We start from the raw sequence: 24548 nt of genomic DNA, 5'->3' as shown, positions 1-24548 counted from the left end.
CGTTCCTAGGATCGGGGTGATCCTCCATTCGAAAGGGAGCTGCAGCGTGGCTGAACGAGCTGACGTCGTGTTCGTCGACGGGGTCCGTACCCCCTTCGGCAAGGCCGGCGAAAAGGGCATGTACTGGAACACCCGGGCCGATGACCTCGTGGTGAAGGCGATCGTGGGGCTCCTCGAGCGCAACCCGAACGCGCCGAAGGACCAGATCGACGACGTGGCCATCGCCGCCACGACGCAGACCGGCGACCAGGGACTCACGATCGGCCGCAGCGCCGCGATCCTCGCGGGCCTGCCGAAGTCGGTGCCCGGCTTCGCGATCGACCGCATGTGCGCCGGAGCGATGACCTCGGTCGCCATGCTCGCCGGGTCGATCGGCTACGGCCAGTACCGTCTCGCGATCGGCGGCGGTGTCGAGCACATGGGCCACCACCCCATGGGCTCGGGCGTGGACCCGAACCCCCGGTTCGTCGCCGAGCGGATGGTGTCGGAGGACGCGCTCGTCATGGGCGCGACCGCCGAGCGCATCCACGATCGCTTCCCGCACCTGACCAAGGAGCGGGCCGACCGCTACGCACTCGGCAGCCAGCAGCGGACCGCCGCCGCGTACGAGGCCGGCAAGATCCAGCAGGACCTCGTCCCGGTCGCCATCCGCACGGCGGAGGGCTGGGGCCTCGCGACGCGCGACGAGGTCATGCGTCCCGAGACGACCATGGAGGGCCTCGCTGGTCTGAAGACCCCGTTCCGGCCGCACGGCCGCGTGACGGCGGGCAACGCGTCCGGCCTCAACGACGGCGCGACCGCCGCACTTCTCGCGAGCGGCGACGCGGCGAAGGAGTTCGGGCTGAACGTCAAGATGAAGCTCGTGAGCTACGCCTTCGCCGGCGTCGACCCCGAGATCATGGGCATCGGCCCCGTCCCCGCGACCGAGAAGGCCCTGCGCCTCGCCGGCCTCACGATGGACGACATCGGCCTGCTCGAGGTCAACGAGGCGTTCGCCGTGCAGGTGCTCTCGCTGCTCGACCACTACGGCATCGACGACGACGACCCGCGCGTGAACCCGTGGGGCGGCGCGATCGCCGTCGGCCACCCCCTCGCCTCGTCGGGCGTCCGCCTCATGAACCAGCTCGCCAGCCAGTTCGCCGAGCGCCCCGACGTCCGGTACGGCATCACGACCATGTGCGTGGGCCTCGGCCAGGGCGGAACCATGATCTGGGAGAACCCGAACTACTCGCGCAAGGCCGCGAAGAAGGCCTGAGGGAAGCGACGATGACCGACTACACGAAGATCGACTTCAGCGAGCTCGCCGGCATGTTCGACGACGAGGTCGTCACGCACTCGTACGTGCGCGACGTCCCGCTGTCGGAGGGACGCACGCTCGCGCTCGTGACGCTCGACAACGGACGCGACCACACCCGGCCGAACACGCTCGGGCCGAACACGCTGCTGGAGTACGCCGCGGCGCTCGACGGACTCGCCGCGCGCGCGGCCGCCGGCGAGATCCACGCCGTCGCCGTGACCGGCAAGCCGTTCATCCTCGCCGCGGGCGCGGACCTCTCGAAGGTGTCGCAGCTGCCGAACCGCGAGGCGGCGCTGCGCATCGCGCAGCTCGGCCACCACGCGCTCGGCAGGCTCGCGACGGTGGGCGTGCCCTCGTTCGCGTTCATCAACGGCCTCGCGCTCGGCGGCGGCGTCGAGATCGGGCTGCACGCCGACTACCGCACGGTCGACGCGTCGCTCCCGGCGCTCGCGCTCCCCGAGGTGTTCCTCGGCATGATCCCCGGCTGGGGCGGCGCGACGCTGCTGCCGAACCTCATCGGCATCGAGCACGCGCTGAAGATCGTCGTCGAGAACCCGCTCAAGCAGAACCGCACCATCAAGGCGCCCGAGGTGCTCGAGCTCGGCATCGCCGACGTCATGTTCCCGTCGGTGAACTACCTCGAGGACTCGATCCGGTGGGCCGACGACGTGATCTCCGGCCGCGTGAAGGTCAAGCGGCCCAACGAGCCCGGCAAGGTCGAACGCCTGGTCAAGTGGGACGCGGCGATCGGCATCGCGAAGAAGATGCTGCAGAGCCGCATCGGCACCGTCCCCCGGTCGCCCTACGCGGCGCTCGAGCTCCTGAAGGCCGCCAAGTCCGGCACCCGTGCCGAGGGCTTCGAGCGCGAGGACGAGATGCTCGCCGACCTGGTGTCGGGCGACCAGTTCCACGCCTCGATGTACGCCTTCAACCTCGTGCAGAAGCGGGCCAAGCGCCCGGCGGGTGCGCCCGACAAGGCGCTCGCGAAGCCGGTGACGAAGGTCGGGGTCCTCGGCGCCGGGTACATGGCCAGCCAGTTCGCGCTGCTCTTCCTCCGTCGCCTGCAGGTCCCCGTGGTCATCACCGACCTCGACCAGGACCGCGTGGACAAGGGCGTCGCCTCCATCACCGGCGAGATCGACGCGCTCCTCGGCAAGGGCCGCATCTCGCCCGACGAGGCGAACCGCCTCAAGGCACTCGTGCGCGGCACGACCGACAAGTCCGAGTTCGCCGACTGCGACTGGGTCATCGAGGCCGTCTTCGAGGAGCTCTCGATCAAGCAGGACGTCTTCGCCGAGATCGAGCAGATCGTCTCCCCCGAGGCCGTGCTCGCGACGAACACGTCGTCGCTCTCGGTCGAGCAGATCGGCGCGAAGCTCGAGCACCCGGAGCGCGTCGTCGGCTTCCACTTCTTCACGCCGGTCGCGGTGATGCCGCTCATCGAGGTCGTGAAGACGACGAAGACGGATGACGCGACACTGTCGACCGCCATGGTGACCGCCGCGAAGCTCAAGAAGAACGCCGTCATCACGGCCGACACTCCCGGCTTCGTCGTGAACCGCCTCCTCGCGGTGCTGCTCGGCGAGGCGATGCGCGCGGTCGACGAGGGCACCTCGTTCGAGACGGTCGACGAGGCCATGGCGCCGCTCGGACTCCCGATGGCTCCGTCGGTGCTGCTCGACCTCGTCGGGCTCAAGGTCGGCGCGCACGTGCTCGACACCCATCACGCGGCGTTCCCCGACCGGTTCTACCGTTCGGAGAACCTCCACAAGCTGGCGGACTACGGCAAGCTGCTGGACAAGGACGACAGGGGCAAGGTCAAGGGCTTCGACAAGGGCGCCCTGAAGATCGTGTCGGGCGGCTCGAACCCGGCGACGCCCGACGAGATCCTCACCCGCCTGCAGGACGGCCTGGCTCGCGAGACGAAGCTCATGCTCGACGACGAGGTCGTCGCGGCGGCGGAGGACATCGATCTCTGCATGGTCCTCGGAGCGGGCTTCCCGTTCCAGATGGGCGGACTGACGCCGTACCTCGACCGCGTGGGCGCGTCGGAACGGGTGTTCGGCGACACCTTCCACCACCCGCCCATCCGGGGCGTCGACGCCTGAGTCGCCACCGTTGGCCGAGCGGCCCCCGACGATGTCGGGGGCCGCTCGTATGCTCGGGCGCGTGACACGCTTCCAGTACTACGTCGCCTCGACGATCGACGGATTCATCGCCGACGAGCACGACGGACTCGAATGGCTCCTCCAGTTCGGCATGGCCGACTACAGCGAACACTACGAGCGGTTCTTCGCGTCGGTCGGCGCCCTGGTGCTCGGCGCGACCACCTATGAGTGGTTGCTGCGCGAGGGCGGCGAGTGGCCGTACGGCGACCTGCCGACGTGGGTCCTGACGCACCGGACCCTCGAGGTGCCCGACGGGGCCGACATCCGCTTCGCCTCAGGAGAGGTCGGCGCGGTGGCCGAGGCCGCGGCGTCGGCCGCCGGCGAGCGGAACGTCTGGATCATCGGCGGCGGGCCGGTGGCCGCGCAGTTCCTCGCCGCGGAGCGGCTCCACGAACTCCTCGTGACCTACATGCCCGTCGCGCTGGGGCGCGGGCGTCCGCTGCTGCCGGTCGCCGAGGTCACGCCGGTCCTGACGCTCACCGGCGTCACCCGGCTCGGCGACGCGGTCGAGCACGTGTACCGCATCGGCTGAGCGGAGGGTGCTCGCCGCCCGCCGGTCGGTCCGGCTCGCACGCACCCGAGCGCCGATCAGACGCGCGGCTGCGCGCCCGTGTCCGACGGCACGTCGACGCCCGCGTTGCGGGCATGCGGCAGCTTGCTGCCGAGCACCATGGCGGTGACGTCCCGCGCGATGTGCTGGGGGGTGAGTCCGACGCGCTCGAGGATGTCGCCCCGCGAGCCGTGGTCGAGGAACTCGTCGGGGAGGCCGATCTCGGTGACCGCCGTGTCGACGCCCGCCTCGCGCAGGTCCTGGCGGATGCGGGTGCCGATGCCGCCGACCCGGATACCGTCCTCGATGCTCACGACGATGCGGTACTCCCCCGCGAGCGAGACGACGCTCTCGGGCACGGGCACGACCCAGCGCGGGTCGACGACCGTCGCACCGATGCCCTGCGCCTCGAGCCGGCGCGCCACCTCGAGCCCGATGCCGGCCATCGGCCCGACCGTGACGATCAGGACGTCGCGACGCTCCGACTCGCTGAGCACGTCGACGCCGTCGTGCGTGCGGCGGACCGCGTCGTACTCGGTCCCGACGGTCCCCTTCGGGAACCGGAGCACGGTGGGCGCGTCGCCCACCCGGACGGCCTCAGCGAGCTCCTCGGCGAGCCGCACGGAGTCGCGCGGTGCCGCGATGCGGATGCCGGGCACGACCTGGAGGATCGACAGGTCCCACACGCCGTGATGGCTGGGCCCGTCGGGACCGGTGACGCCGGCGCGGTCGAGCACGAACGTGACGCCGGCCCGGTGCAGCGCGACATCCATGAGCACCTGGTCGAACGCCCGGTTGATGAAGGTCGCGTAGACCGCGACGACCGGGTGCAGGCCGCCGAAGGCGAGGCCGGCGGCCGACGTGACCGCGTGCTGCTCGGCGATGCCGACGTCGAAGACCCGGTTCGGGAAGCGCTCGGCCATGCGGTGGAGGCCGGTCGGTCGCAGCATCGCCGCGGTGATGCCCACGAGGCGCTCGTCGCGCTCCGCCAGGCTGACGAGCTCGTCGGCGAAGACGCTCGTCCACGACGGCGCCGAGGCGGTCTCGAGCGACTCGCCCGTCTCGGGGTCGATCTGGCCGACCGCATGGAACTGGTCGGCGGCGTCGCGGCGCGCGGGCTCGTAGCCGCGTCCCTTCTCGGTGATCGCGTGGACGATGACGGGCGCGCCGTAGTCCTTGGCCTGACGAAGCGCCTCCTCGAGGGCTCGCTCGTCGTGACCGTCGATCGGGCCGATGTACTTGATGTCGAGGTTGGAGTACAGCGCCTCGTTGCCGCTGAACCGGCTGAGGAAGCCGTGCAGTCCGCCCCGCACCCCGCGGTAGATCGCACGACCGGGCGAGCCCAGGCGGTCGAAGGCGCGACGGCTCTTGAGGTGCAGCGAACGATACGTCTGCTTGGTCCGCACCGAGTTGAGGAAGCGCGCCATCCCGCCGATCGTCGGGGCGTACGAGCGCCCGTTGTCGTTGACGACGACGACGAGGTTGCGGGTGTTGTCGTCGGAGATGTTGTTGAGCGCCTCCCACGTCATACCGCCCGTCAGCGCGCCGTCGCCGACCACGGCGACGACGTGACGATCGCCCTGGCCGGTCATCTCGAACGCCTTGGAGATGCCGTCGGCCCAGGACAGCGAGCTCGACGCGTGGGAGCTCTCGACGACGTCGTGCTCCGACTCCGAGCGCTGCGGGTACCCCGCGAGTCCGCCCGTCTGACGCAGGGTCGAGAAGTCCGTGCGACCGGTCAGCAGCTTGTGCACGTACGACTGGTGGCCGGTGTCGAAGATGATCGGATCGCGTGGCGAATCGAACACGCGGTGGATGGCGAGCGTGAGCTCGACGACGCCGAGGTTCGGGCCGAGGTGGCCGCCGGTCTTCGACACGTCGGCGACGAGCACCTCGCGGATCTCACGGGCGAGGTCCTCGACCTGCTCATCGGTCAGCGCATCGAGGTCGCGCGGTCCGCGGATCGTGTCGAGCAGCCTCATCCGTCGTGCCTCCGGGTGCGAGGGCGCCGTGCGCCCGGGTTTCGTTCGAGTGTACGCCGGGCGACCTGAGAGCCCGGGCAGAGATCGGGGGCGGCGAGCCGAAGCACGCCGCCCCCGTCGCACCGCGTCGTCAGACGAGGCTGCGCAGCACGTACTGCAGGATGCCGCCGTTGCGGTAGTAGTCGGCCTCACCGGGCGTGTCGATGCGGACGACCGCGTCGAACTCGACCGTCTGCTTGCCCTCGGGCGAGAACTCGCTGGGCTCGGCCGTGACGCGCACGGTCTTCGGCGTGACGCCCTCGTTCAGTTGCTCGAGACCGGTGATCGAGATGACCTCGGTGCCGTCGAGGCCGAGCGACTTCCAGCTCTCGCCGGCGGGGAACTGCAGCGGCACGACGCCCATGCCGATGAGGTTCGAGCGGTGGATGCGCTCGAAGCTCTCGGTGATGACGGCCTTGACGCCGAGCAGGTTGGTGCCCTTCGCCGCCCAGTCGCGCGAGGAGCCCGAGCCGTACTCCTTGCCGCCGAACACCACGAGGGGGGTGCCCTGCGCCTGGTAGTTCATGCACGCGTCGTAGATGAACGACTGAGGGCCGCCGGTCCGGGTGAAGTCGCGCGTGTACCCGCCCTCGACGATCTGACCGTCGTTGACGGCGGCGACCAGCTCGTTCTTCAGCCGGATGTTCGCGAACGTGCCGCGGATCATCACCTCGTGGTTGCCTCGCCGCGAGCCGTAGGAGTTGAAGTCCTTCTGGGCGACGCCGTGCTCGGTGAGGTACTGGGCGGCCGGCGTGCCGGCCTTGATGTTGCCCGCCGGGCTGATGTGGTCGGTCGTCACCGAGTCGCCGAGGGTCGCCATGACGCGAGCGCCGGTGATGTCGGCCACGGGGGTGAGGTCCATCGACATGCCGTCGAAGTAGGGCGCCTTGCGCACGTACGTCGACGAGGCATCCCACTCGAAGACCGGACCGGCGGGGGTCGGCAGGCTCTTCCAGCGCTCGTCGCCGTCGAACACGGTGGCGTACTGCTTGATGAACTGCTCTCGCGAGATCGAGGAGTCGATGATCTCCTGGACCTCCTCCGGCGCGGGCCAGACGTCCTTCAGGAACACGTCGTTGCCCTCCGGGTCCGTGCCGAGCGGGTCGGACTCGAAGTCGAAGTTCATCGACCCGGCCAGTGCGTACGCCACGACGAGCGGCGGCGACGCGAGGTAGTTCATCTTCACGTCGGGGCTGATCCGCCCCTCGAAGTTGCGGTTGCCCGAGAGCACGGCGGTCACGGCGAGGTCGTTGTCGTTGATCGCCGTCGAAACCTCCTCGATGAGGGGGCCCGAGTTGCCGATGCAGATGGTGCAGCCGTAGCCGACCGTGTAGAAGCCGAGGCCCTCGAGCGCCGTGTCGAGACCCGACTTCTCGTAGTAGTCGGTGACGACCTTCGAGCCCGGGCCGAGCGTGGTCTTGACCCACGGCTTGGACGTCAGGCCCTTGTCGAGCGCCTTCTTGGCGAGCAGGCCCGCCGCGATCATGACGGACGGGTTGGAGGTGTTGGTGCACGAGGTGATCGCCGCGAGCGCGACCGCGCCGTGGTTCAGCGTGAACGACGGCCCGTCGGCGAGCGTCACCGGGGTCGGCTTGGACACCGTGTGCGGCGCGTGCGAGTGGTGGTGGTGCTCGTGGTGGCTGTGCTCGTCCTCCGGGGTGAATCCGGGCGGGTCGGACGCGGGGAACGACTCGGAGATCGTCAGGTCGACGAGGTCGTGGTCGGCGTCGGCGTAGTTGGTGAGGTCGGCGTTGAACTGCTCCTTGGCGTTGGAGAGCAGGATGCGGTCCTGCGGGCGCTTCGGACCGGCGATGGACGGGACGACCGTGCCGAGGTCGAGCTCGAGGTACTCGCTGAACGCGGGCTCGTTCGCGGCGTCGTGCCAGAGGCTCTGCTCCTTCGCGTAGGCCTCGACGAGGGCGACGGTCTGCTCGTCGCGACCCGTCAGCCGCAGGTACTCGAGCGTGACGTCGTCGATCGGGAAGATCGCGGCGGTCGAGCCGAACTCGGGGCTCATGTTGCCGATGGTGGCGCGGTTGGCGAGCGGCACGGAGGCGACGCCCTCGCCGTAGAACTCGACGAACTTGCCGACGACGCCGTGCTTGCGGAGCATGTCGGTGATCGTGAGCACGACGTCGGTCGCCGTCACGCCCGCCGGGATCTCGCCGGACAGCTTGAAGCCGACGACCCGCGGGATGAGCATCGACACGGGCTGGCCGAGCATGGCCGCTTCGGCCTCGATGCCGCCGACGCCCCAGCCGAGGACGCCGAGGCCGTTGACCATCGTGGTGTGCGAGTCGGTGCCGACGCAGGTGTCGGGGTAGGCGCGGAGGACGCCGTCGACCGAGCGGTCGTAGACGACCTTGGCGAGGTGCTCGATGTTCACCTGGTGGACGATGCCGGTGCCGGGCGGGACGACCTTGAAGTCGTCGAACGCGGTCTGCCCCCAGCGGAGGAACTGGTACCGCTCGCCGTTGCGCTCGTACTCGATCTCGACGTTGCGCTCGAGCGCGTTCTCGGTGCCGAAGAGGTCGGCGATGACCGAGTGGTCGATCACCATCTCGGCCGGCGAGAGGGGGTTGATCCGGTTCGGGTCGCCGCCGAGCGCGGTGACCGCCTCGCGCATGGTGGCGAGGTCCACGATGCAGGGGACGCCGGTGAAATCCTGCATCACGACGCGCGCCGGCGTGAACTGGATCTCGGTGTCGGGCTCGGCATTCGGGTCCCACGAGCCGAGGGCCTCGATCTGCTCCTTGGTGACGTTCGCGCCGTCCTCGGTGCGCAGCAGGTTCTCCAGCAGCACCTTCAGGCTGAACGGAAGCTTTTCGTACCCCGGGACGGTCTCGATCCGGTAGATCTCATAGGAGGTGTCCCCGACCTGGAGCGCGTCCTTCGCCCCGAAACTGTTCACTGCAGACACGATGTCCTCTCCTTCGCGGATGCCGCGGTCGCGACCGTTCCCGGCGTCGCCCGCCGCGATGCGCCGACGGTCGCCCCAGCAAGGCTAGCCCACGGGCGTCATCGGCCGACAGGCCGCGGACCGCACACGCGATTTATCTTGATGTCGAGATAACTGTATCACTCGGCGGCGGGCTTCGCCGGGTACACCGCGCGCACGACCAGCCACGAGAACACGAGCAGGAGGGCGTACAGCGGCACGCCCATGAGCAGGCGCGTCGCGCCGAGCGCCTCGACGTTGCCCGCGAAGTAGAACGGAACCTGGACGACCAGTCGAGCGACGAACATCCCCAGCCACACGAGCGTCAGGAACTGCATCGCGCGGTACTTCCGGCGCTCCTCGCGCCACGCGGTGCCGTCGCCCATGAGGAAGCCGACGATGAGCCCGACCAGCGGCCAGCGGACGAGCAGCGAGATGAGGATGGCGACGGCGTAGGCGGCGTTGGTGTAGAAGCCGATGACGTAGTTGTCCTCGGCGCGCCCGGTCCAGAGCGACAGCGCAGCGGATGCCGCGACGCCGATGAGGCCCGCGACCGCCTGCGTCGGCTGACTGCGCGTGAACAGCCGAACGGCGGTGAAGAGGATCGCGAGGCCGAGCGAGGCGCCGAGCGCCCAACCGAGCTCGCGGGTGAACGTGAAGACGACGAGGAACACGAGGCCCGGCAGGATGGCCTCGGCGAGGCCGCGGAGGCCGCCGAGCGCACCGACGAGGTCGGCGGGCGTCAGCGTCTCGTCGCGCGCGATCCGGCCGAGACCGGACTTCTCGGCAGCGGCGGCGAGCTGCCGGCCGAACTCGCCGCCCGCGGCATCCGACTCGCCGGCCGAGACGCCGTTCACGGGCCGCGCCGCCTCGGCGTCCATCGGGCCGGCCGCCTCGGCGTCGCGCTCACGGCCGGTGCGGTCGGCGGAGCGGTCCTCGCTCACGCGGGCTGACCGCCCGACGACGGCGCGGGCATCCGCAGCGGGATCAGGTCGCGCGGCGGCATGGGCGTGTTGCCGCGCACGACGACGATCGACCGGAAGAGCTCCTCGACCTTCGCCGCCGCCGTCGGGTCGGCCGCGGCCTCGCCCGCGATGACGCCGCGGAGGAACCATCGGGGACCGTCGACGCCGATGAAGCGCGCGAGGCGCATCTGGCCGGCCTGGCCGTCGGCGGTGGTCACGGGGATCTGCGCGAGCAGTTCAGGGCCGAACGTGCCTTCGCGGACCTGCGTCGTGCCGCCCTGGCGCGCGATCTGGTCGGCGATCTGCCCGCGGATCTCGTGCCACAGGCCACTCGAGCGAGGAGCGGAGAACGGCTGGACCTGCAGCGTCGAGCTGGCGTAGTCGAGGCCGACGGCGACCACGCGCTTCGTGCCCTCCTCCACCTCGAGGCGCAGGTGCAGTCCCTCCCGGGGCAGGACCTTCACGCCGCCGAGGTCGACGTACGGGCGGACCGGGTTCGCCTCGGACTCGTCGAGCGGGCCGTTGGTGGCCCGGTCGTCGGGGGCGGACTTGGGGTGGTCGACGGGGATGTCGTCGACGTTCTCGATGTCGCTCACGCGCGTGCTCCTGACTGGTTCGCCCGGAATCCGGTGGACCCGAATCCGCCTTCGCCGCGAAGGCTCCCGGGCAGCTTCTCGACCTCGACGAACCGCGCGCGGCTCACCGGCATGACCACCAACTGGGCGATCCGGTCGCCGGCCTCGATCCGGTACGGCTCGCGGGCGTCGGTGTTCAGCAGTGCGACCTTGATCTCGCCCCGGTAGCCCGCGTCGACGGTCCCCGGCGCGTTCACGATCGTGATCCCGTGCTTGAACGCCAGACCCGATCGCGGGACCACGAAGGCGACGTAGCCGTCGGGCAGGGCGATCGCCACGCCCGTGCCGACGGTGGCGCGCTCCCCGGGCTCGAGCACCACGGGCTCGGCGGCGTGGAGGTCGGCCCCGGCATCGCCCGGATGGGCGTAGGAGGGGACCTGGTCGGCCGTGATCAGCACATCGACGGAATCGGTCACCGTTCGAGGGTAGTGCAGAAGTCTGGTGGGATAGTGCCATGCCCGACTACCGCGAACGGCTCTGGCCGACGCCCTGGATCTACCTCACCAGCCTGCTCCTCATCCCCGCGAGCATCCTCGTGCTCGCCCCGGTGTCGCTGCCGGCGGGGATCGCGACGGGCGTCATCCTCTACGTCGCGGTCGCGGGCTCCCTCACCCTCACCTCGCCCGTGATCGAGGTGGCCGACGGGCGGCTCCGCGCCGGTCGCGCGGAGGTCCCGCTTTCGCTCACCGGCGAGGCGATCCCCGCGGAGGGCGAGGCCGCCCGCACCGAGCGGGGCACCGGCCTCGACGTCCGCGCACACCTCGTGATCCGGGGCTGGATCAGGGACGTCGTCCGGGTCCCGATCACGGATGCCGCTGACCCGGCGCCGTACTGGCTCGTCTCGACACGCCATCCGCACGAAATGGCCGCCGCGATCAACGGATCGCGACGGCCTCGTGTCGGTGGGGAGCCTGCCTAGGCGGCGCACTCCAGGCAGATCGGCCCGAGCTTCGTCTCGTGGTCGATCTGCGAGCGGTGCTTCACGAGGAAGCAGCTGACGCAGGTGAACTCGTCCGCCTGCGGCGGCAGCACGACGACGTCGAGCTCGACGTCGGACAGGTCGGCTCCCGCCAGGTCGAAGCTGCCGGGGTTGTCGGCGTCCTCGACGTCGACGCTTCCCGACATCTTGTCGGGCACGCGCTCCTTGAGGGCCTCGATCGACTCGGAGTCGTCGTCGGTCTTCCGCGGCGCGTCGTAATCCGTTGCCATTCCCATCCTTTTTTCCATTGCCGAGGATTCGGCGGGCATAGTCTGCACGAAATCAAGTGCGTAAGCAAACCATCGATCTGCCATCCGATCCGGTGGAATGCACAACTCACGGCACGCCCGGCGTATTCCCAGCGGCCGAGGATGGCGCGTGGCATCCTTGGGCGGAGATCAAGGGCACGGAAGGGCTTCTCGCCATGCAGGAACTCAAGGTGATCGGGGTCGAGAGCGGCGCTCTCATCGCGGCCTCCGACGACGGGGCGCGTTTCCGGATCGAGGTCGACGAGGTGCTGCAGTCGCGCATCCGCCAGGCGGTGCCGGAGACGCACACGGGGCCGAAGCTGTCGCCGCGCGAAGTGCAGGCGCACATCCGCTCGGGCCTCTCGGCCGAGGAGGTCGCCGAACTCACGGGCGCGTCGGTGGAGTACATCCGACGATTCGAGGGACCGGTGATCGCCGAACGCGAACACATGGTCACGTCCGCCCTCGCGGTGCCGACCCACGCCGAGGTCGCCGAGGGGGACGAGCCCACCTCGTTCGGCACGATGGTGCGCGAGCGGCTCGCCGGACTCGGCGCGCACGGCGAACGCTGGGCGAGCTGGAAGGACGAGGAGCGCGGCTGGATGGTCAAGCTCGAGTTCACCGCCGACGGCATCGACCACGACGCCCGCTGGTCGTTCGAACCCCGCAAGCAGGCACTGCACCCGCAGAACGCCGACGCGACGACCCTCTCCAAGCAGGGCGAGGTGCGCGGCGGGATGATCCCGCGCCTGCGCGCGGTCTCCTCCTCCTCGCCCGCCGACGAGGCGTCGCGGTTCGACAGCGGCGCGTTCACCTTCGACGCCAACGACACGGCGGACGACGACACGGCCCCCCAGCCCGAGCTGAGCCTGTCGCGTTCGGCGCCCGCGCCGGCGCCGAGCGGCTCGAGCCCGTCGCCGTCCGCGACGACCGCCTCGAGCGCGACGTCGGCCTCGAGCGCAGCGGTGGCGCGTGCCGCGATCAAGCGCGCGGATGAGCCCGCGCCCCCGACGGGCGAGACCGCGGACCTGCTCGAGGCGCTCCGCCGTCGCCGTGGGGAGCGCGAGGTCGGGCCCGCAGCCGAGCGGCTCACGCCGGCGCCGATCGCACCGAGCGCTCCGGCGACGCCCGCCGCCCGGCCCGCATCGGAGGGTTCGACGGCCGATGGGCACGCGGATGCCGACGCCCCGACGGACGACGACGACGAGGTGCAGCAGCGAGCCGGTGCGGCCGCGCGGGCCCTCTGGGGCGGCAAGTCGGGCCAGGCGGCGAGTCGGCAGAAGAAGGGTCGCGCCGCGATGCCGAGCTGGGACGAGATCGTCTTCGGCGCGCGAAGCGACGACGATCTGGCGTAGGCGATCCACCGCCGGCCGCGCCGGCCGCGCCGGACGCATTGGAGGCGCTCGACGCGCCGCCGCGCCTGCCGCACCGTCGGCGAGAATCACGCCGGTGACGACGCTCGACGCGTCGCGGCCGGCAGCGGGTCAGGCGGACTTCTCGGCGCGACGCGGCTTCGACGGCACGATCGTCGGTGCCGCGTTGTCGATCACCGTCTCCTTGGTCACGACGACCCGGGCCACGCCGGTCGAGGACGGCACCTCGAACATGATCGGTCCGAGCACCTCCTCCATGATCGCCCGGAGTCCGCGGGCCCCGGTCTGGCGGAGCACGGCGAGGTCGGCGATCGCCTCGAGCGCGGCATGGTCGAAGTCGAGTTGCACGCCGTCGAGCTCGAACATGCGCTGGTACTGCTTCACGAGCGCGTTGCGCGGCTCGGTGAGGATCTCCATGAGCGCCGCCCGGTCGAGCGGCGTCACGGTCGCGACGACCGGGAGGCGACCGATGAACTCGGGGATCAGCCCGAACTTGTGCAGGTCCTCCGGGAGGACCTCGCTGAAGAGCTCCGCTTCATCCTGCTTGGAGTGCAGCGGGGCGCCGAAGCCGATGCCGCGCTTGCCCGCGCGCGAGGAGATGATCTCCTCCAGGCCCGCGAAGGCGCCCGCCACGATGAACAGCACGTTCGTGGTGTCGATCTGGATGAACTCCTGGTGCGGATGCTTGCGCCCGCCCTGCGGGGGCACGGATGCCACGGTCCCCTCGAGGATCTTCAGGAGCGCCTGCTGCACGCCCTCGCCGGAGACGTCGCGCGTGATCGACGGGTTCTCGGCCTTGCGGGCGATCTTGTCGACCTCGTCGATGTAGATGATGCCGGTCTCGGCACGCTTGACGTCGTAGTCGGCGGCCTGGATGAGCTTCAGGAGGATGTTCTCGACGTCCTCGCCGACGTAGCCCGCCTCGGTGAGCGCCGTGGCATCGGCCACCGCGAACGGCACGTTCAGCTGCTTCGCGAGGGTCTGGGCGAGGTAGGTCTTGCCGCAGCCCGTCGGGCCGATGAGGAGGATGTTGGACTTCGCGATCTCGACGTCGTCGTGCGCGCGGTCGGCCGGCGTGATCGCCGCCTTGGCGCGCACGCGCTTGTAGTGGTTGTAGACCGCGACGGCGAGGGCTCGCTTGGCCGCCTCCTGTCCGATGACGTACTCCTCGAGGAAGGCGAAGATCTCCTTGGGCTTCGGCAGCTCGAACTCGCCCGACTCGGGCTCGCCCGCCTCGGCGAGTCGCTCCTCGATGATCTCGTTGCAGAGTTCGACGCACTCGTCGCAGATGTACACGCCGGGCCCGGCGATGAGCTGCTGCACCTGCTTCTGGCTCTTCCCGCAGAAGGAGCACTTCAAGAGGTCGGCGCTCTCCCCGATGCGTGCCATCGCTTCCTCCCTCGAACCGAGTCTGTTCCGAGCCTAGCCCGACGTCGGCCGCTCGGGGCCGATCCGCCGCGGTTTGGCGGAAACGACATGACGAGGGGCGGATGCGTCATCCGCACCCGCCCCTCGTGAGTCCGTCACGACTAGCGGCTGAGGGCCGGCAGCGTCTTCCGCGACGAGAGCACCTGGTCGATGAGGCCGTACTCGCGGGCCTCCTCGGCGGACAGGATCTTGTCGCGATCGATGTCGGCGTTCACCTGCTCCATGGTGCGGTTCGAGTGACGCGACAGCGTCTCCTCCAACCAGGTGCGCATGCGCAGGATCTCGGCGGCCTGGATCTCGATGTCGGACGCCTGGCCGTGGCCGGCCTCGCCCATCGCCGGCTGGTGGATCAGCACGCGCGCGTTCGGCAGCGCGAGCCGGCGGCCGGGCGTTCCCGCCGCGGCGATGACCGCCGCAGCCGACGCGGCCTGGCCGAGCACCACCGTCTGGATCTGCGGCCGGATGTACTGCATCGTGTCGTAGATGGCGGTCATCGCGGTGAACGATCCGCCGGGCGAGTTGATGTACATCATGATGTCGCGGTCGGGGTCCATCGACTCGAGGACGAGGAGCTGCGCCATGATGTCGTCGGCCGACGCGTCGTCGACCTGCACGCCGAGGAAGATGATCCGGTCCTCGAAGAGCTTCGCGTACGGATCCTGCCGCTTGTAGCCGTAGGCCGTGCGCTCCTCGAAGCTCGGCAGGATGTAGCGCGAGCCCGGGGCCTGCCGGCCACCCGAGAAGGCGGTGCCGCCGAAGGCGGGGATGTTCATGCTCACTGTCTCTCTCTTCCTACGCAGCCTGGTCGGTCCCGCCGCCGCCCGAGACATCGAGCGCCGACTCGCGGATGTGGTCGACGAAGCCGTACTCGAGCGCCTCCTGCGCGGAGAACCAACGGTCGCGGTCGCCGTCGCGGTTGATCTGCTCGACGCTCTTGCCGGTCTGCGCCGCGGTGATCTCGGCGAGTCGCTTCTTCATGTCGAGGATGAGCTGCGCCTGCGTCTGGATGTCGCTCGCGGTGCCGCCGAAGCCGCCGTGCGGCTGGTGCAGCAGCACGCGCGCGTTGGGGGTGATGTAGCGCTTGCCCTTCGTGCCCGCGGTGAGCAGCAGCTGCCCCATCGAGGCCGCCATGCCGATGCCGACCGTGACGATGTCGTTCGGGACGAACTGCATGGTGTCGTAGATGGCCATGCCCGCCGTGATCGACCCGCCGGGCGAGTTGATGTAGAGGTAGATGTCCTTCTTCGGATCTTCTGCGGCGAGGAGCAGCAGCTTCGCGGCGATCTCGTTCGCGTTGTCGTCGCGCACCTCGGAGCCGAGCCAGATGATGCGGTCCTTCAGCAGTCGATCGAACACACTGGGCTGCAGTGTCGGTTCGGCCATGGATTTCGCTCCGTTTCCGTTGCCTTCGTTGTCTCGAATCTATCCGGTGCAACACGCGGGAACCGGGCTGTTCGCCGTCGGCGGATGCCGCGCCGCGGCGCCGGTCGTCAGGCGCCGGTGCGCGGCTCGTCCTCCGGCGGTGCGACGAGTTCGCGCGCGTAGGCGTCGACCGCGCGCCGGTACTGCGTGAGGTGCGGTGCGAGCGCGACGAGGGCGACGGATGCCGCGGCATCCGTCGCACCGGTCGACGCGAGCGCGAGGGCCCGGAACGCCGCGACCGCGTCGGCGAGGTCGCCGGCCTCGCCGTCGACGGCGTCGAGCAGCGCGAGGGACTCCTCGGGGCGTCCGAGGTTGCGGACCGTCGACGCGAGCTGGATGTGCGCCTCGATGCGGGCGCGCCCCGTCAGGCCGAGTTCGAGCGCGCGGCGGTAGCGCGGCTCGGCCTCCTCCTCGAGGCCCGCCGAATCGCGGGCGCCCGCAGCCTCGAACGGCCCGCGCGGGTCGTCGCCCGGCAGCTCGCCGACGAGGGCGTCGATGCGCACGATCACCTCGCGCTCCCCGAGCTCGGATGCCGCGTTCCAGACCTCGTCGATCCGTCGCTGCCAGTCGTCCACCGTTCCTCCTCGAATCATCCGATGCACCCGACGTCCGGAGACGACGACGGGGCCGGGCAGTGCTGCCCGACCCCGCTCGTCCCGACCGTCGACTACTCGGCGTCGGCCTTCTTCGTGGTGCGCTTGCGTGCCGGCTTCTTCTCCTCGGCGGGCGCCTCGTCGGCGGCCTCGGCCGGGGTCTCGTCGGCGGCCTTCTTCGTCGACCGCTTGCGTGCCGGCTTCTTCTCCTCGGCCGGAGCCTCGTCGGCGGCCTCGGCGGGCGCCTCCCCGGCGGCCTCCTCGTCGCCCGCGACCGCGGTGAACTCGGACAGGTCGACCGCGTTGCCCGAGGCGTCCGCGACCTTCGCCTTGCCGAGCGCGATCGCGAGCGCCTTGTTGCGCGCGACCTCGCCGACCATCGCGGGGATCTGGCCGTTCTGGCTCAGGACCTGCACGAACTCGTTCGGGTCCATGCCGTACTGGGCGGCACCCTGGACGAGGTACTGCGTGAGCTCCTCCTGGCTGACCTGGACCTTCTCGGCCTCGGCGATCGCGTCGAGCACGATCTGGGTCTTGAAGGCCTTGGTGCTCGCCTCGGTGACCTCGGTGCGGTGCTCGTCGTCCTCCAGACGCCCCTCGGACTCGAGGTGACGGTGCACCTCGTCCTCGATGACGCTGTCGGCGACGGGGACCTCGACGAGCTCGAGCAGCTTGTCGACGAGGAGGTCGCGCGCCTGGGTGCCCTGGCCGAACGACTTGTTCTTCGCGACCTGGTCCTTCAGGCTCGCGGTCAGCTCGTCGAGCGTGTCGAACTCGCTCGCGATCTGCGCGAAGTCGTCGTCGGCCTCGGGGAGCTCGCGCTCCTTGACCGCCGTGACGGTCACGGTGATCTCGGCGGTCTCGCCCTCGTGGTCGCCGCCGAGCAGCTTCGAGGAGAACGTGGTCGTCTCACCGGCGGTGAGCGAGTCGAGCGCCTCGTCGATGCCCTCGAGCAGCTCGCCCGAGCCGAGCTCGTAGGAGACGCCGCTCGCGGTGTCGACCTCGGTCTCCTCGATCTTCGCGACGAGGTCGAGGGTCACGAAGTCGCCGGTCTTGGCCGGACGGTCGACCGTGATGAGCGTGCCGAAGCGGCTGCGGAGGCGCTCGAGCTCGGCGGTGACCTCGTCGTCAGCGACCTCGACCGAGTCCACGGTCAGCTCGAGGCCGGCGTAGTCGGGCAGCTCGATCTCGGGGCGGACGTCGACCTCGATGGAGAGGAGCAGGTCGCCCGAGAAGTCCTTCTCGTTCGGCCACTCGACGATGTCGGCCGACGGGCGGCCGAGCGGACGGAGCTCGTGCTCGGTCACCGCGGCACGGTAGAAGCCGTCGAGGCCCTCGTTGACCGCGTGCTCGAGGACGGCGCCCTTGCCGACGCGCTGGTCGATGACGGGCGCGGGCACCTTGCCCTTGCGGAAGCCGGGCACGTTGATCTGCTCGGCGATGTGCTCGTAGGCGTGGGCGATGCTGGGCTTCAGCTCCTCGGGCGTCACCGAGATGGTGAGCTTGGCGCGCGTCGGGCTCAGCTTCTCAACCGAAGTGGTCGGCATGGGGAAGATTCTCCTGTTTGGTGGAAGTACGTGGTCGAGCCGATGCGACTCGTCGGGGCGACAGGATTCGAACCTGCGACCTCCCGCTCCCAAAGCGGGCGCTCTAGCCAAGCTGAGCTACGCCCCGAGTCGCCGGCTTGACTCGCCGGTCCGCCGCGACGGCGCGCGTGAGCACGTTCGAAGCGCGGATGGACCCGGGAAAGTCTACTGCACGCGCCGCGGTGCGCCCGAAGCGTCGCCCTGACCCGTCCGCGCTCCCTGTGGAGGACGCGCTCAGGGCAGGCGCCTCTGGTGCCCGGCTCCGGCCCGATGCCAGAGTGAGCGCATGACCGACCCGACGCGCCCCGCCGCGCCCGATCTGCGTCGATGGCCGAGCGACCCGGCCCAGCTCGTCGACACCACGCTCTGTCCCGCCTGCTTCTCGAGGCTGCTCGATGTCACGTGCGACGTCTGCGGGCTCCGGCTCGACGTCGCCGCGGCGACCGACCTGCTCGGCGCCGGCGTGCGCGTGCGCGCGGCGGAGGCCGACCGGCAGGCCATCATCACGCGGATGCGGACGGAGCAGGCGACGCTCGGCGCCGCGACCGTGACGACGGACGCCGTGTCCTCGATCGAGGTGCCGATCGCGCCGCCCGTGGGCCAACCGGTCGCGACCCCGCCGGCGCCCGGGCCGGCGCCGACGGGCCCGATCCGGCCGACGGCAGCACCGACACCCCCGTCCGATCCGCCGACTGCAGGCCGGCCCCCGGTCGGTCCCGACCAGCCAGTGGAACCGGGCGCGCCCGCGGCACCCCGCCGCTCCGGCGTGCAGCTGCTGCTCCTGACGCTCGGGGTCGTGCTGCTGTCGGTCGCCGCGATGGTCTTCCTCTTCTTCGCGTTCGTCGTCGCCGACCTCGAGATGCGTTCGCTCATCACCGCCGCGGTCAGCGTCATCGTCCTCGCCCTCGCGTGGTTCCTGCGAACGCGGCGCCTCCCCGGCACCGCCGAGGGCGTGTCCGCCGTCGGCGCGGTGCTCCTCGTGCTGGATGCCTGGATCATCCAGGCGAACGGCCTCTTCGGCACGGAGAGGGCCGACGCGACGGCGTACTGGGGCGTCGCGCTGATCGTCGTGGCTGCGGTGCTCGCGGGCGCCGGAGTCCTCGGTCGCCTGCGGGTGCCCGTGCTCGCCGCATCGGCGCTCGCGCCCGCGGGCGTCTTCGTCGGCGGCGTCGCCCTCGCACCCGACGACGAGGTCGCGACCGGACTGTGGCTCGGCGGGACGGCGCTCGCCCTCGTCGGCGCGGCATCCCGGTTCATCCGTCCCGAGGTCGAGCGGACCGTCGTGCGGACCTTCGGCTTCGCCGGCGGTGCGATCGCCCTCGCCTCCGCGGCGTGGGCGATCCCGTCCGCGGATCTCGGAACGTTCTGGGCCTTCCTCGCGGTCTCGGCCGTCTGGGGCGTCGTCCTCGTCGCATCGCCGTCGTCCGCCGCGGGGCCGAGCGGATGGCGCGTGCTGGCGTCCGTCGCGATCGGCCTCGGCCTCCCGCTCGCCCTCGTGCTGGGGGTCGCGCTCGAGCTGGACCCGGCGACCGCCGTGTGGATGGCGCCCGCGCTCGCCGCGCTCATGGCGTGCGCCCTCGCGGCGACGACGAGGATCGACGCGGTGCGAGGCGACACGCTCCCCGCCCTCGTCACCGCGGGCGCGGTGGCGGCCGTCACGACCCTCCCCGCGATCGTCGTCGCCATCCTCGGCCTCGGCGGCCTCGTGTCGGACGTGATGGCGCGGGCGACGGAGGCGACCGCGCCACGGGACCTGCCCGGCGAAACCGCGGGTGCCGTGCTCGCACTCGGCATCGCGACCCTCGAGCTGATCGCCGTCCTCGCGCTGTCGGGCCGCCTGCGCCGCCTCGCGGGGTGGGCGGTCGCGGCCGGGGTCGCGACCGTACTCGCGGCCGCGGTGCTCATGCCGACGGTGGTCGGCGCGGTCGCCGGCCTGCTCGTGGTCGCCGCTGCGGCACTGTCGGCCGCCGCGATCGCGTCGGTGCGCCGCATCCGGGGCGCGGTGCCCGCCCTCGCTGCCGGCGGAATCCCGGCGGCCGCCCTGGCGTGGTTGCTCTCCCAGGCGGCGACCAGCCTCTGGTGGTGGGCGGTGCCGGCCGTGTTCGCGTCGGCGATCGCCGGGCGCGTCGTCGTCGACCGCGTCGCCCGGGCGGCGGCGCCGGCGGCACGGGTGCTGCACGTGCTCGCCGCCTCGCTCGTGGCGATGCTCGCCGCCGTCGCCTACCCGAGCGTTGCCGACGCCTCCGGCATGACGGTACCGACGCCCTGGAACGACCCCGCATTCCTCACCGCCACGGTGGCGACGCTCGCCCTGGGGCTCCTCGCCGCCGCGCGACGACTCCCGGTCGACGACCGTCTCACGGCCGGCGCGGCGTCGTTCTCGGGTGCGATGATCGCGACGGCCTGGCTCGCCGTCATGTCCGTCACGCCCTGGGCGTGGGCGCCCACGATCGCCCTCGCCGGCATCGGGCTCGTCTGGGTGCGCTCGGAGCTCCTGCCCATGAGGGTGCTGTTCGCCGCGGGCGTTCCGCTCGCCGCGGTGTTCGCCGGTGCCGGCCTGAGCACGGCCCTCGGCGGCGGGCACTCCGCGGTCGGGCTCTCGGCCGCCGCCCTCGCGGCGGCCGGCGTCGCGCCGGTCGCGTTGCCCGCGGAGCCGATCGTGAGACGGACGTGGAGCGTCGCGACGGGCGCCGTGGCGATGGTCGCCGTCGTCGTCGGACTGTCGGGAGCCGCGCCCGCCGACGAGGCCTGGATCGTGCTCCTGCTGCTGACCCCGGTTCCCGTGCTCACCGCCGCGCTGTTCGGCGATCCGATCGGGGACGACTCCCCGGCCGTCCACGCGTCGTGGGGCTCGCTCGCGCTCGGCGTCGGGACGGTCTGGGCGTGGTCGGGCGATCACGGCGTGGACGACGTCGAGGCCTACACGCTCCCGCTCGCCGCGGGACTGCTCCTGTCGGCCGGGCTCCTCGTCTGGCGGCGACCGTCGCCCGACTCGACGGCCGCCGGGCGAACCGCGCTCCTCGCGGCCTCGGCAGGCGTGGCCGTCCTCCCGACCGTCGCCCTGGCGGGCGGCTCGGAACTGCGCACGCTCGTGCTCGTCGCGGCCGGCGCCGTGCTCGTGATCGCCGGGAGCTTCACGCCCGTCCTCGCGCGCGGCGTCCCCGTCCGGATGCTCGTCGTCGGCACCGGCTGGGTGGCCGCGACGGGCGCGGCGCTCGTTCGCGGCTCAGCGGTCGCCACCGGGCGCCCGGGCGACCTGCCGGTCGAGTTCTGGCCGTCGATCGCCCTGGCGATCGGACTCGCGGCCACGGTGCTCTGGGTCCGGGACCGCGTCGAGCCGGCGGGCGTCGCCGAGGCGGCGTTCGCCGCGTCCGTCGCGGCCGCCGCAGTGCCGACCACGCTCGCGATCGCCGGGGGCCGGGAAGCCGACGTCCGCACGGTCGCGCTCCTGGTCCTGCTCGGCGCACTCCACGTGGTCGCCACCGCCACCCGTGCCCGACCGTTCGCCGGGCCCGTGCTGGGCTGGACCACCCTCGCCGTCGCTGTCATCGCCGGCGGGCTCGCGCTCGGCTCCGCAGCGGCCGAGCCGTTCGACCTGGTGACCGTGCCCGTCGCCGCAGCACTCGTCGTCGCCGGCGCCGTCCGCCTCGGCCGTTCGCCGGACCTCGGCAGCTGGCCGACGCTGGGCCCCGGGCTGGCCGTGCTCCTCGTCCCCGCGCTCATCGCCGACTGGGCCGACCCGGAGCTCTGGCGGCTCGTCGCGCTCGGCGTGGCCGCGGTCGCGATCGTCGTCGCCGGCGCGGTGCTCCGGTTGCAGGCGCCGCTGCTCCTGGCTGGCGGCGTGCTGCTCGTGCACGCCGTCGCGCAGCTCTGGCCCTGGATCACGCGCCTCTACGAGGCGGTCTGGTGGTGGCTGTGGCTCGGGATCGCGGGCGCGCTGCTCATCGCGATGGCGGCGACGTACGAACGACAGCTGCGCCTGGCGCGCGGCGTCCTGCGGAGCATCGGCGCGCTGCGCTGATGGCCCGTCGGCCGGTCTGCCGCGTGCGACCCACGCGTCGTGCACGGACACGAGCCCGGCGACGTGTACGATGATCGGGTGCCCGCTCGCGGGCGCTCGGGGATGTAGCTCAATGGTAGAGCCTCAGTCTTCCAAACTGATGGTGCGGGTTCGATTCCCGTCATCCCCTCCACAGCCTAATTCCCAGGTCAGGCGGCGATTCGCTCCCCCACCGCCTCGCGGCCTCTCACCCCTCCGGATGCAGTTCGTGCCAGCCACGTGCCACTAGCGTCGGTGGCGACGGCTTGAATGAGCAGGTATCGGACACCTACGAAGGGGCCAGATGCCGAACGATCACCACGTCCCGAAGGTTCACCTGCGGCGGTTCGCAGTCCCTGGACCGGGCACTCCTCCGAAGGAATGGTTCACCAGGGCCGCGGATGTCGCTTCCCCGGACAAGGTGTTCCCGGCCAACATCCGGAACGTTGCGGCGGTCGGCAACTTCTATACGTTCGAGGACTTCAACGGCGAAGAGAGCCGCGACCTGGAGGCGTTCTTCGGCGATCTCGAAAGTGACGTCGCCCCGGTGTTTCGGGCGCTCCTCGATGACCCCCGCTACGCGCTCTCAGAGGCTTGGCCCCTCCCCCCACGGATGAGAGGCTCGCTCGCGCGGTTCATGGCCGCGCAGATCGTCCGCACCACTCGGCAGCGCAAGCGTCTCGAAGCCTGGGACGCGCGCGAGTCGTTCACGATTCCTGGTGCGACTCCTCCTGACCTCGCGACGACGCACGCCCGCTACATAGCGTCCACGCTCGAAGAAGTTGCACGGGCGCTCTACGCCCGCCCGTGGGGCCTCGGATTCAGCAGCGCATGTCTTCCAACTTCGGACTGTCCGGTTGTGATCTTGAACGCTCACGACGACCAGGATCAGGTGGGTGCCGCTCTCACATGGGACGTTGTGTTTCCGCTCGATCCGCATCGATTCATCCTTATGCCCGACCTGCAGATGGTGGAGGACGACCCGGCCAAGCGATACGACCACCGGCTCACGATGGACGGCGTCGGGCTCGCTTTCGTCGATGCCATCTACGCCGCCGCGGACCGCTACATATACATGCATCCGGACCACTTACCCATGATCGACGCATCCCGTTCCCCGCGGCTTCCCGCCCCCGGAGCGCAGGGATTCGCGCCCCAGTCGGCGCTCATGTATCCCGTGCTGGAGGAGCGGTTCACAGTGAATGGTCGGTGGGCTACCCACCACATCCCGGTTGGACCGGGAGGCCGCCGCCTGCCGTTCACAGGTGAGGCGTTCGGCCTCCGATAGGTCCGTCCGAGAGTCCCCTACACCCCTGGAATCTCCACCCGGAGTACCGCCTCGAGGCGCGCTCGCCGTGGCCCAGCGAACGCTGCGCCCGCGAGGGCGTCCATTCGGTCCGCTACGAGCGCGTTCCGCTCCTCCGCCACGTGCTGATACGTCATCGCCGCCGCCGTGGTGCGGTGCCCTGCACGAGCCATGAGTTCGCGCGTCGCCCCAGCCTGCGCGGCGAGGGTGAGGCCCGCGTGTCGCACGTCGTGCACGTGGAACTGGGGATGCCCGGCCGCCTTGCGCGCCTTCGCCCACGCCTGCTGGATGCCTGTGTGGGTGAGCGCCGTACCGTCCGGCCGGGTGAACATGGGCGACTTGGGGAAGCCGGTCGTGCGGGCCAAGTGGTCCTCGATCATCGCGGCGAGGGTGCCGGGGAGTGCGACAACGCGCTCCTCCCCGGTCTTGGTCGGCGTCACCGTGGGCACGCCGCGCACGATGGCGACCTGACGCTCTACCCGGAGCATGCCATCGGCGTAGTCGCTACGTTCCAGAGCGACGAGTTCACCGAGGCGCAGGTGCCCGCCGAACATGGCCTGCATGGGCAGGTGGTACCGCTCAGGCATCCAGTCCACGATGGCGGACAGCACGTCGGGGGCCATGTAGGGCCGCTCGGGGGCGGAGGCGACCCCGGCCCCTTTGATCTGGCAGGGGTTCGCCGGGATCAGACCGTCCGTGACTGCCGTGGCGAGGATGGAGCGGAGGAGGGCGTACGCCTGCCGCACGGCCGTCTCCCCAGTGCCGCCACGCGCCTTCGAGGAGGCCTGGAGCCCCTTCCGTGTCCGCGAGTACCAAGAGCGCACGACGGGCGGCGTGATGGCACTTAGCGGCATGGTTGCGAGGGGCTCCAGGTGCCGGTGTAGGAGGTCCTCATAGAGGACGCGCGTGCGGGGCGCGAGCCTTGTCAACGTCGGCTGAATTCTGACCCCTTTTCGTCGTCTGAATCTTGACCCCCTGGTGTTGTTGTTACCGGTCTGTG

The 24548-nt window shown here is 70.9% G+C and carries 19 protein-coding genes and 2 tRNA genes; 8 read left to right on the top strand and 13 right to left on the bottom strand.

What is annotated here, in order from left to right; translation table 11 throughout:
• Window positions 1-46 precede the first annotated feature (46 nt).
• The 3 genes from ACQ393_RS08110 (at window position 47) to ACQ393_RS08100 (ending at window position 3997) form a co-directional block, all read left to right on the top strand.
• Window positions 47-1255 carry a thiolase family protein gene (locus tag ACQ393_RS08110; protein ID WP_430646329.1) on the top strand — a complete coding sequence of 403 codons (1209 nt, stop codon included), beginning with the start codon at window positions 47-49 and terminating at the stop codon, window positions 1253-1255.
• 11 nt (window positions 1256-1266) lie between these two features.
• Complete coding sequence (locus ACQ393_RS08105; RefSeq protein ID WP_430646328.1) at window positions 1267-3405, top strand: 3-hydroxyacyl-CoA dehydrogenase NAD-binding domain-containing protein; 2139 nt, start codon at window positions 1267-1269, stop codon at window positions 3403-3405.
• 61 nt (window positions 3406-3466) lie between these two features.
• Entirely contained in the window at window positions 3467-3997 is a 531-nt protein-coding gene (locus ACQ393_RS08100; RefSeq protein ID WP_430646327.1) for a dihydrofolate reductase family protein, read from the top strand.
• A gap of 56 nt (window positions 3998-4053) precedes the next feature.
• Here the strand turns inward: ACQ393_RS08100 and dxs are convergent, their stop codons facing one another.
• The 5 genes from dxs to dut all read right to left on the bottom strand — a co-directional run bounded on the left by dxs (window position 4054) and on the right by dut (window position 10990).
• On the bottom strand, window positions 4054-5997 hold the full coding sequence (gene dxs / locus ACQ393_RS08095) for a 1-deoxy-D-xylulose-5-phosphate synthase (protein WP_430646326.1): 1944 nt from the start codon (window positions 5995-5997) through the stop codon (window positions 4054-4056).
• Window positions 5998-6127: 130 nt separating this feature from the next.
• Window positions 6128-8956: an aconitate hydratase gene (locus tag ACQ393_RS08090; RefSeq protein WP_430646325.1), complete on the bottom strand. Its 2829-nt coding sequence runs from the start codon at window positions 8954-8956 to the stop codon at window positions 6128-6130.
• A 158-nt stretch (window positions 8957-9114) separates the two neighbouring features.
• On the bottom strand, window positions 9115-9918 hold the full coding sequence (locus tag ACQ393_RS08085; protein WP_430646324.1) for a DUF3159 domain-containing protein: 804 nt from the start codon (window positions 9916-9918) through the stop codon (window positions 9115-9117).
• Window positions 9915-10535 (bottom strand): DUF3710 domain-containing protein, encoded by a 621-nt coding sequence (locus ACQ393_RS08080; RefSeq protein WP_430646323.1) that lies wholly within the window; start codon window positions 10533-10535, stop codon window positions 9915-9917. The genes ACQ393_RS08085 and ACQ393_RS08080 overlap by 4 nt, the downstream gene beginning before the upstream one ends.
• Window positions 10532-10990, bottom strand: coding sequence for a dUTP diphosphatase (gene dut / locus ACQ393_RS08075; RefSeq protein ID WP_430646322.1), 459 nt, complete (start codon window positions 10988-10990; stop codon window positions 10532-10534). The genes ACQ393_RS08080 and dut overlap by 4 nt, the downstream gene beginning before the upstream one ends.
• A gap of 38 nt (window positions 10991-11028) precedes the next feature.
• On the opposite strand from dut, the gene ACQ393_RS08070 reads away from it, so the two are divergent.
• A complete protein-coding gene (locus tag ACQ393_RS08070; protein WP_430646321.1) occupies window positions 11029-11493 on the top strand; it encodes a DUF3093 domain-containing protein in 465 nt (154 codons plus the stop codon).
• Here the strand turns inward: ACQ393_RS08070 and ACQ393_RS08065 are convergent.
• Window positions 11490-11783 carry a DUF4193 domain-containing protein gene (locus ACQ393_RS08065; RefSeq protein ID WP_155052155.1) on the bottom strand — a complete coding sequence of 98 codons (294 nt, stop codon included), beginning with the start codon at window positions 11781-11783 and terminating at the stop codon, window positions 11490-11492. The two genes, ACQ393_RS08070 and ACQ393_RS08065, sit on opposite strands and share 4 nt — an antisense overlap.
• A gap of 194 nt (window positions 11784-11977) precedes the next feature.
• On the opposite strand from ACQ393_RS08065, the gene sepH reads away from it, so the two are divergent.
• Entirely contained in the window at window positions 11978-13156 is a 1179-nt protein-coding gene (gene sepH / locus ACQ393_RS08060) for a septation protein SepH (protein ID WP_430646320.1), read from the top strand.
• Window positions 13157-13285: 129 nt separating this feature from the next.
• On the opposite strand, the gene clpX is transcribed toward sepH, so the two are convergent.
• The 6 genes from clpX to ACQ393_RS08030 all read right to left on the bottom strand — a co-directional run bounded on the left by clpX (window position 13286) and on the right by ACQ393_RS08030 (window position 18291).
• Window positions 13286-14563 (bottom strand): ATP-dependent Clp protease ATP-binding subunit ClpX, encoded by a 1278-nt coding sequence (gene clpX, locus ACQ393_RS08055; RefSeq protein WP_430646319.1) that lies wholly within the window; start codon window positions 14561-14563, stop codon window positions 13286-13288.
• 140 nt (window positions 14564-14703) lie between these two features.
• Window positions 14704-15375 (bottom strand): ATP-dependent Clp protease proteolytic subunit, encoded by a 672-nt coding sequence (locus ACQ393_RS08050; protein ID WP_430646318.1) that lies wholly within the window; start codon window positions 15373-15375, stop codon window positions 14704-14706.
• Window positions 15376-15394: 19 nt separating this feature from the next.
• Window positions 15395-15985: an ATP-dependent Clp protease proteolytic subunit gene (locus tag ACQ393_RS08045; protein WP_430646317.1), complete on the bottom strand. Its 591-nt coding sequence runs from the start codon at window positions 15983-15985 to the stop codon at window positions 15395-15397.
• Between the two features lie 107 nt (window positions 15986-16092).
• Window positions 16093-16599: a tetratricopeptide repeat protein gene (locus ACQ393_RS08040; protein WP_430646316.1), complete on the bottom strand. Its 507-nt coding sequence runs from the start codon at window positions 16597-16599 to the stop codon at window positions 16093-16095.
• Window positions 16600-16691: 92 nt separating this feature from the next.
• Window positions 16692-18164 carry a trigger factor gene (gene tig / locus ACQ393_RS08035; RefSeq protein ID WP_430646315.1) on the bottom strand — a complete coding sequence of 491 codons (1473 nt, stop codon included), beginning with the start codon at window positions 18162-18164 and terminating at the stop codon, window positions 16692-16694.
• 52 nt (window positions 18165-18216) lie between these two features.
• A tRNA-Pro gene (locus ACQ393_RS08030) sits at window positions 18217-18291 on the bottom strand.
• 198 nt (window positions 18292-18489) lie between these two features.
• On the opposite strand from ACQ393_RS08030, the gene ACQ393_RS08025 reads away from it, so the two are divergent.
• The 3 genes from ACQ393_RS08025 to ACQ393_RS08015 all read left to right on the top strand — a co-directional run bounded on the left by ACQ393_RS08025 (window position 18490) and on the right by ACQ393_RS08015 (window position 23530).
• Window positions 18490-22224, top strand: a complete 3735-nt coding sequence (locus tag ACQ393_RS08025) for an SCO7613 C-terminal domain-containing membrane protein (protein ID WP_430646314.1) — start codon at window positions 18490-18492, stop codon at window positions 22222-22224.
• Window positions 22225-22322: 98 nt separating this feature from the next.
• A tRNA-Gly gene (locus ACQ393_RS08020) sits at window positions 22323-22396 on the top strand.
• Between the two features lie 150 nt (window positions 22397-22546).
• Window positions 22547-23530, top strand: a complete 984-nt coding sequence (locus ACQ393_RS08015; protein WP_430646313.1) for a DUF4238 domain-containing protein — start codon at window positions 22547-22549, stop codon at window positions 23528-23530.
• 17 nt (window positions 23531-23547) lie between these two features.
• Here the strand turns inward: ACQ393_RS08015 and ACQ393_RS08010 are convergent, their stop codons facing one another.
• The gene (locus ACQ393_RS08010; RefSeq protein WP_430646312.1) at window positions 23548-24294 is read right to left on the bottom strand and encodes a tyrosine-type recombinase/integrase; all 747 of its coding nucleotides are present in this window, start codon (window positions 24292-24294) and stop codon (window positions 23548-23550) included.
• Window positions 24295-24548: the final 254 nt, after the last annotated feature.

The organism is Agromyces sp. GXS1127 (assembly GCF_050565425.1).
Lineage (GTDB): Bacteria > Actinomycetota > Actinomycetes > Actinomycetales > Microbacteriaceae > Agromyces.
The sequence above is the reverse complement of the archived record's forward strand: the minus strand, read 5'-3'. Positions and strand labels throughout refer to the sequence as shown.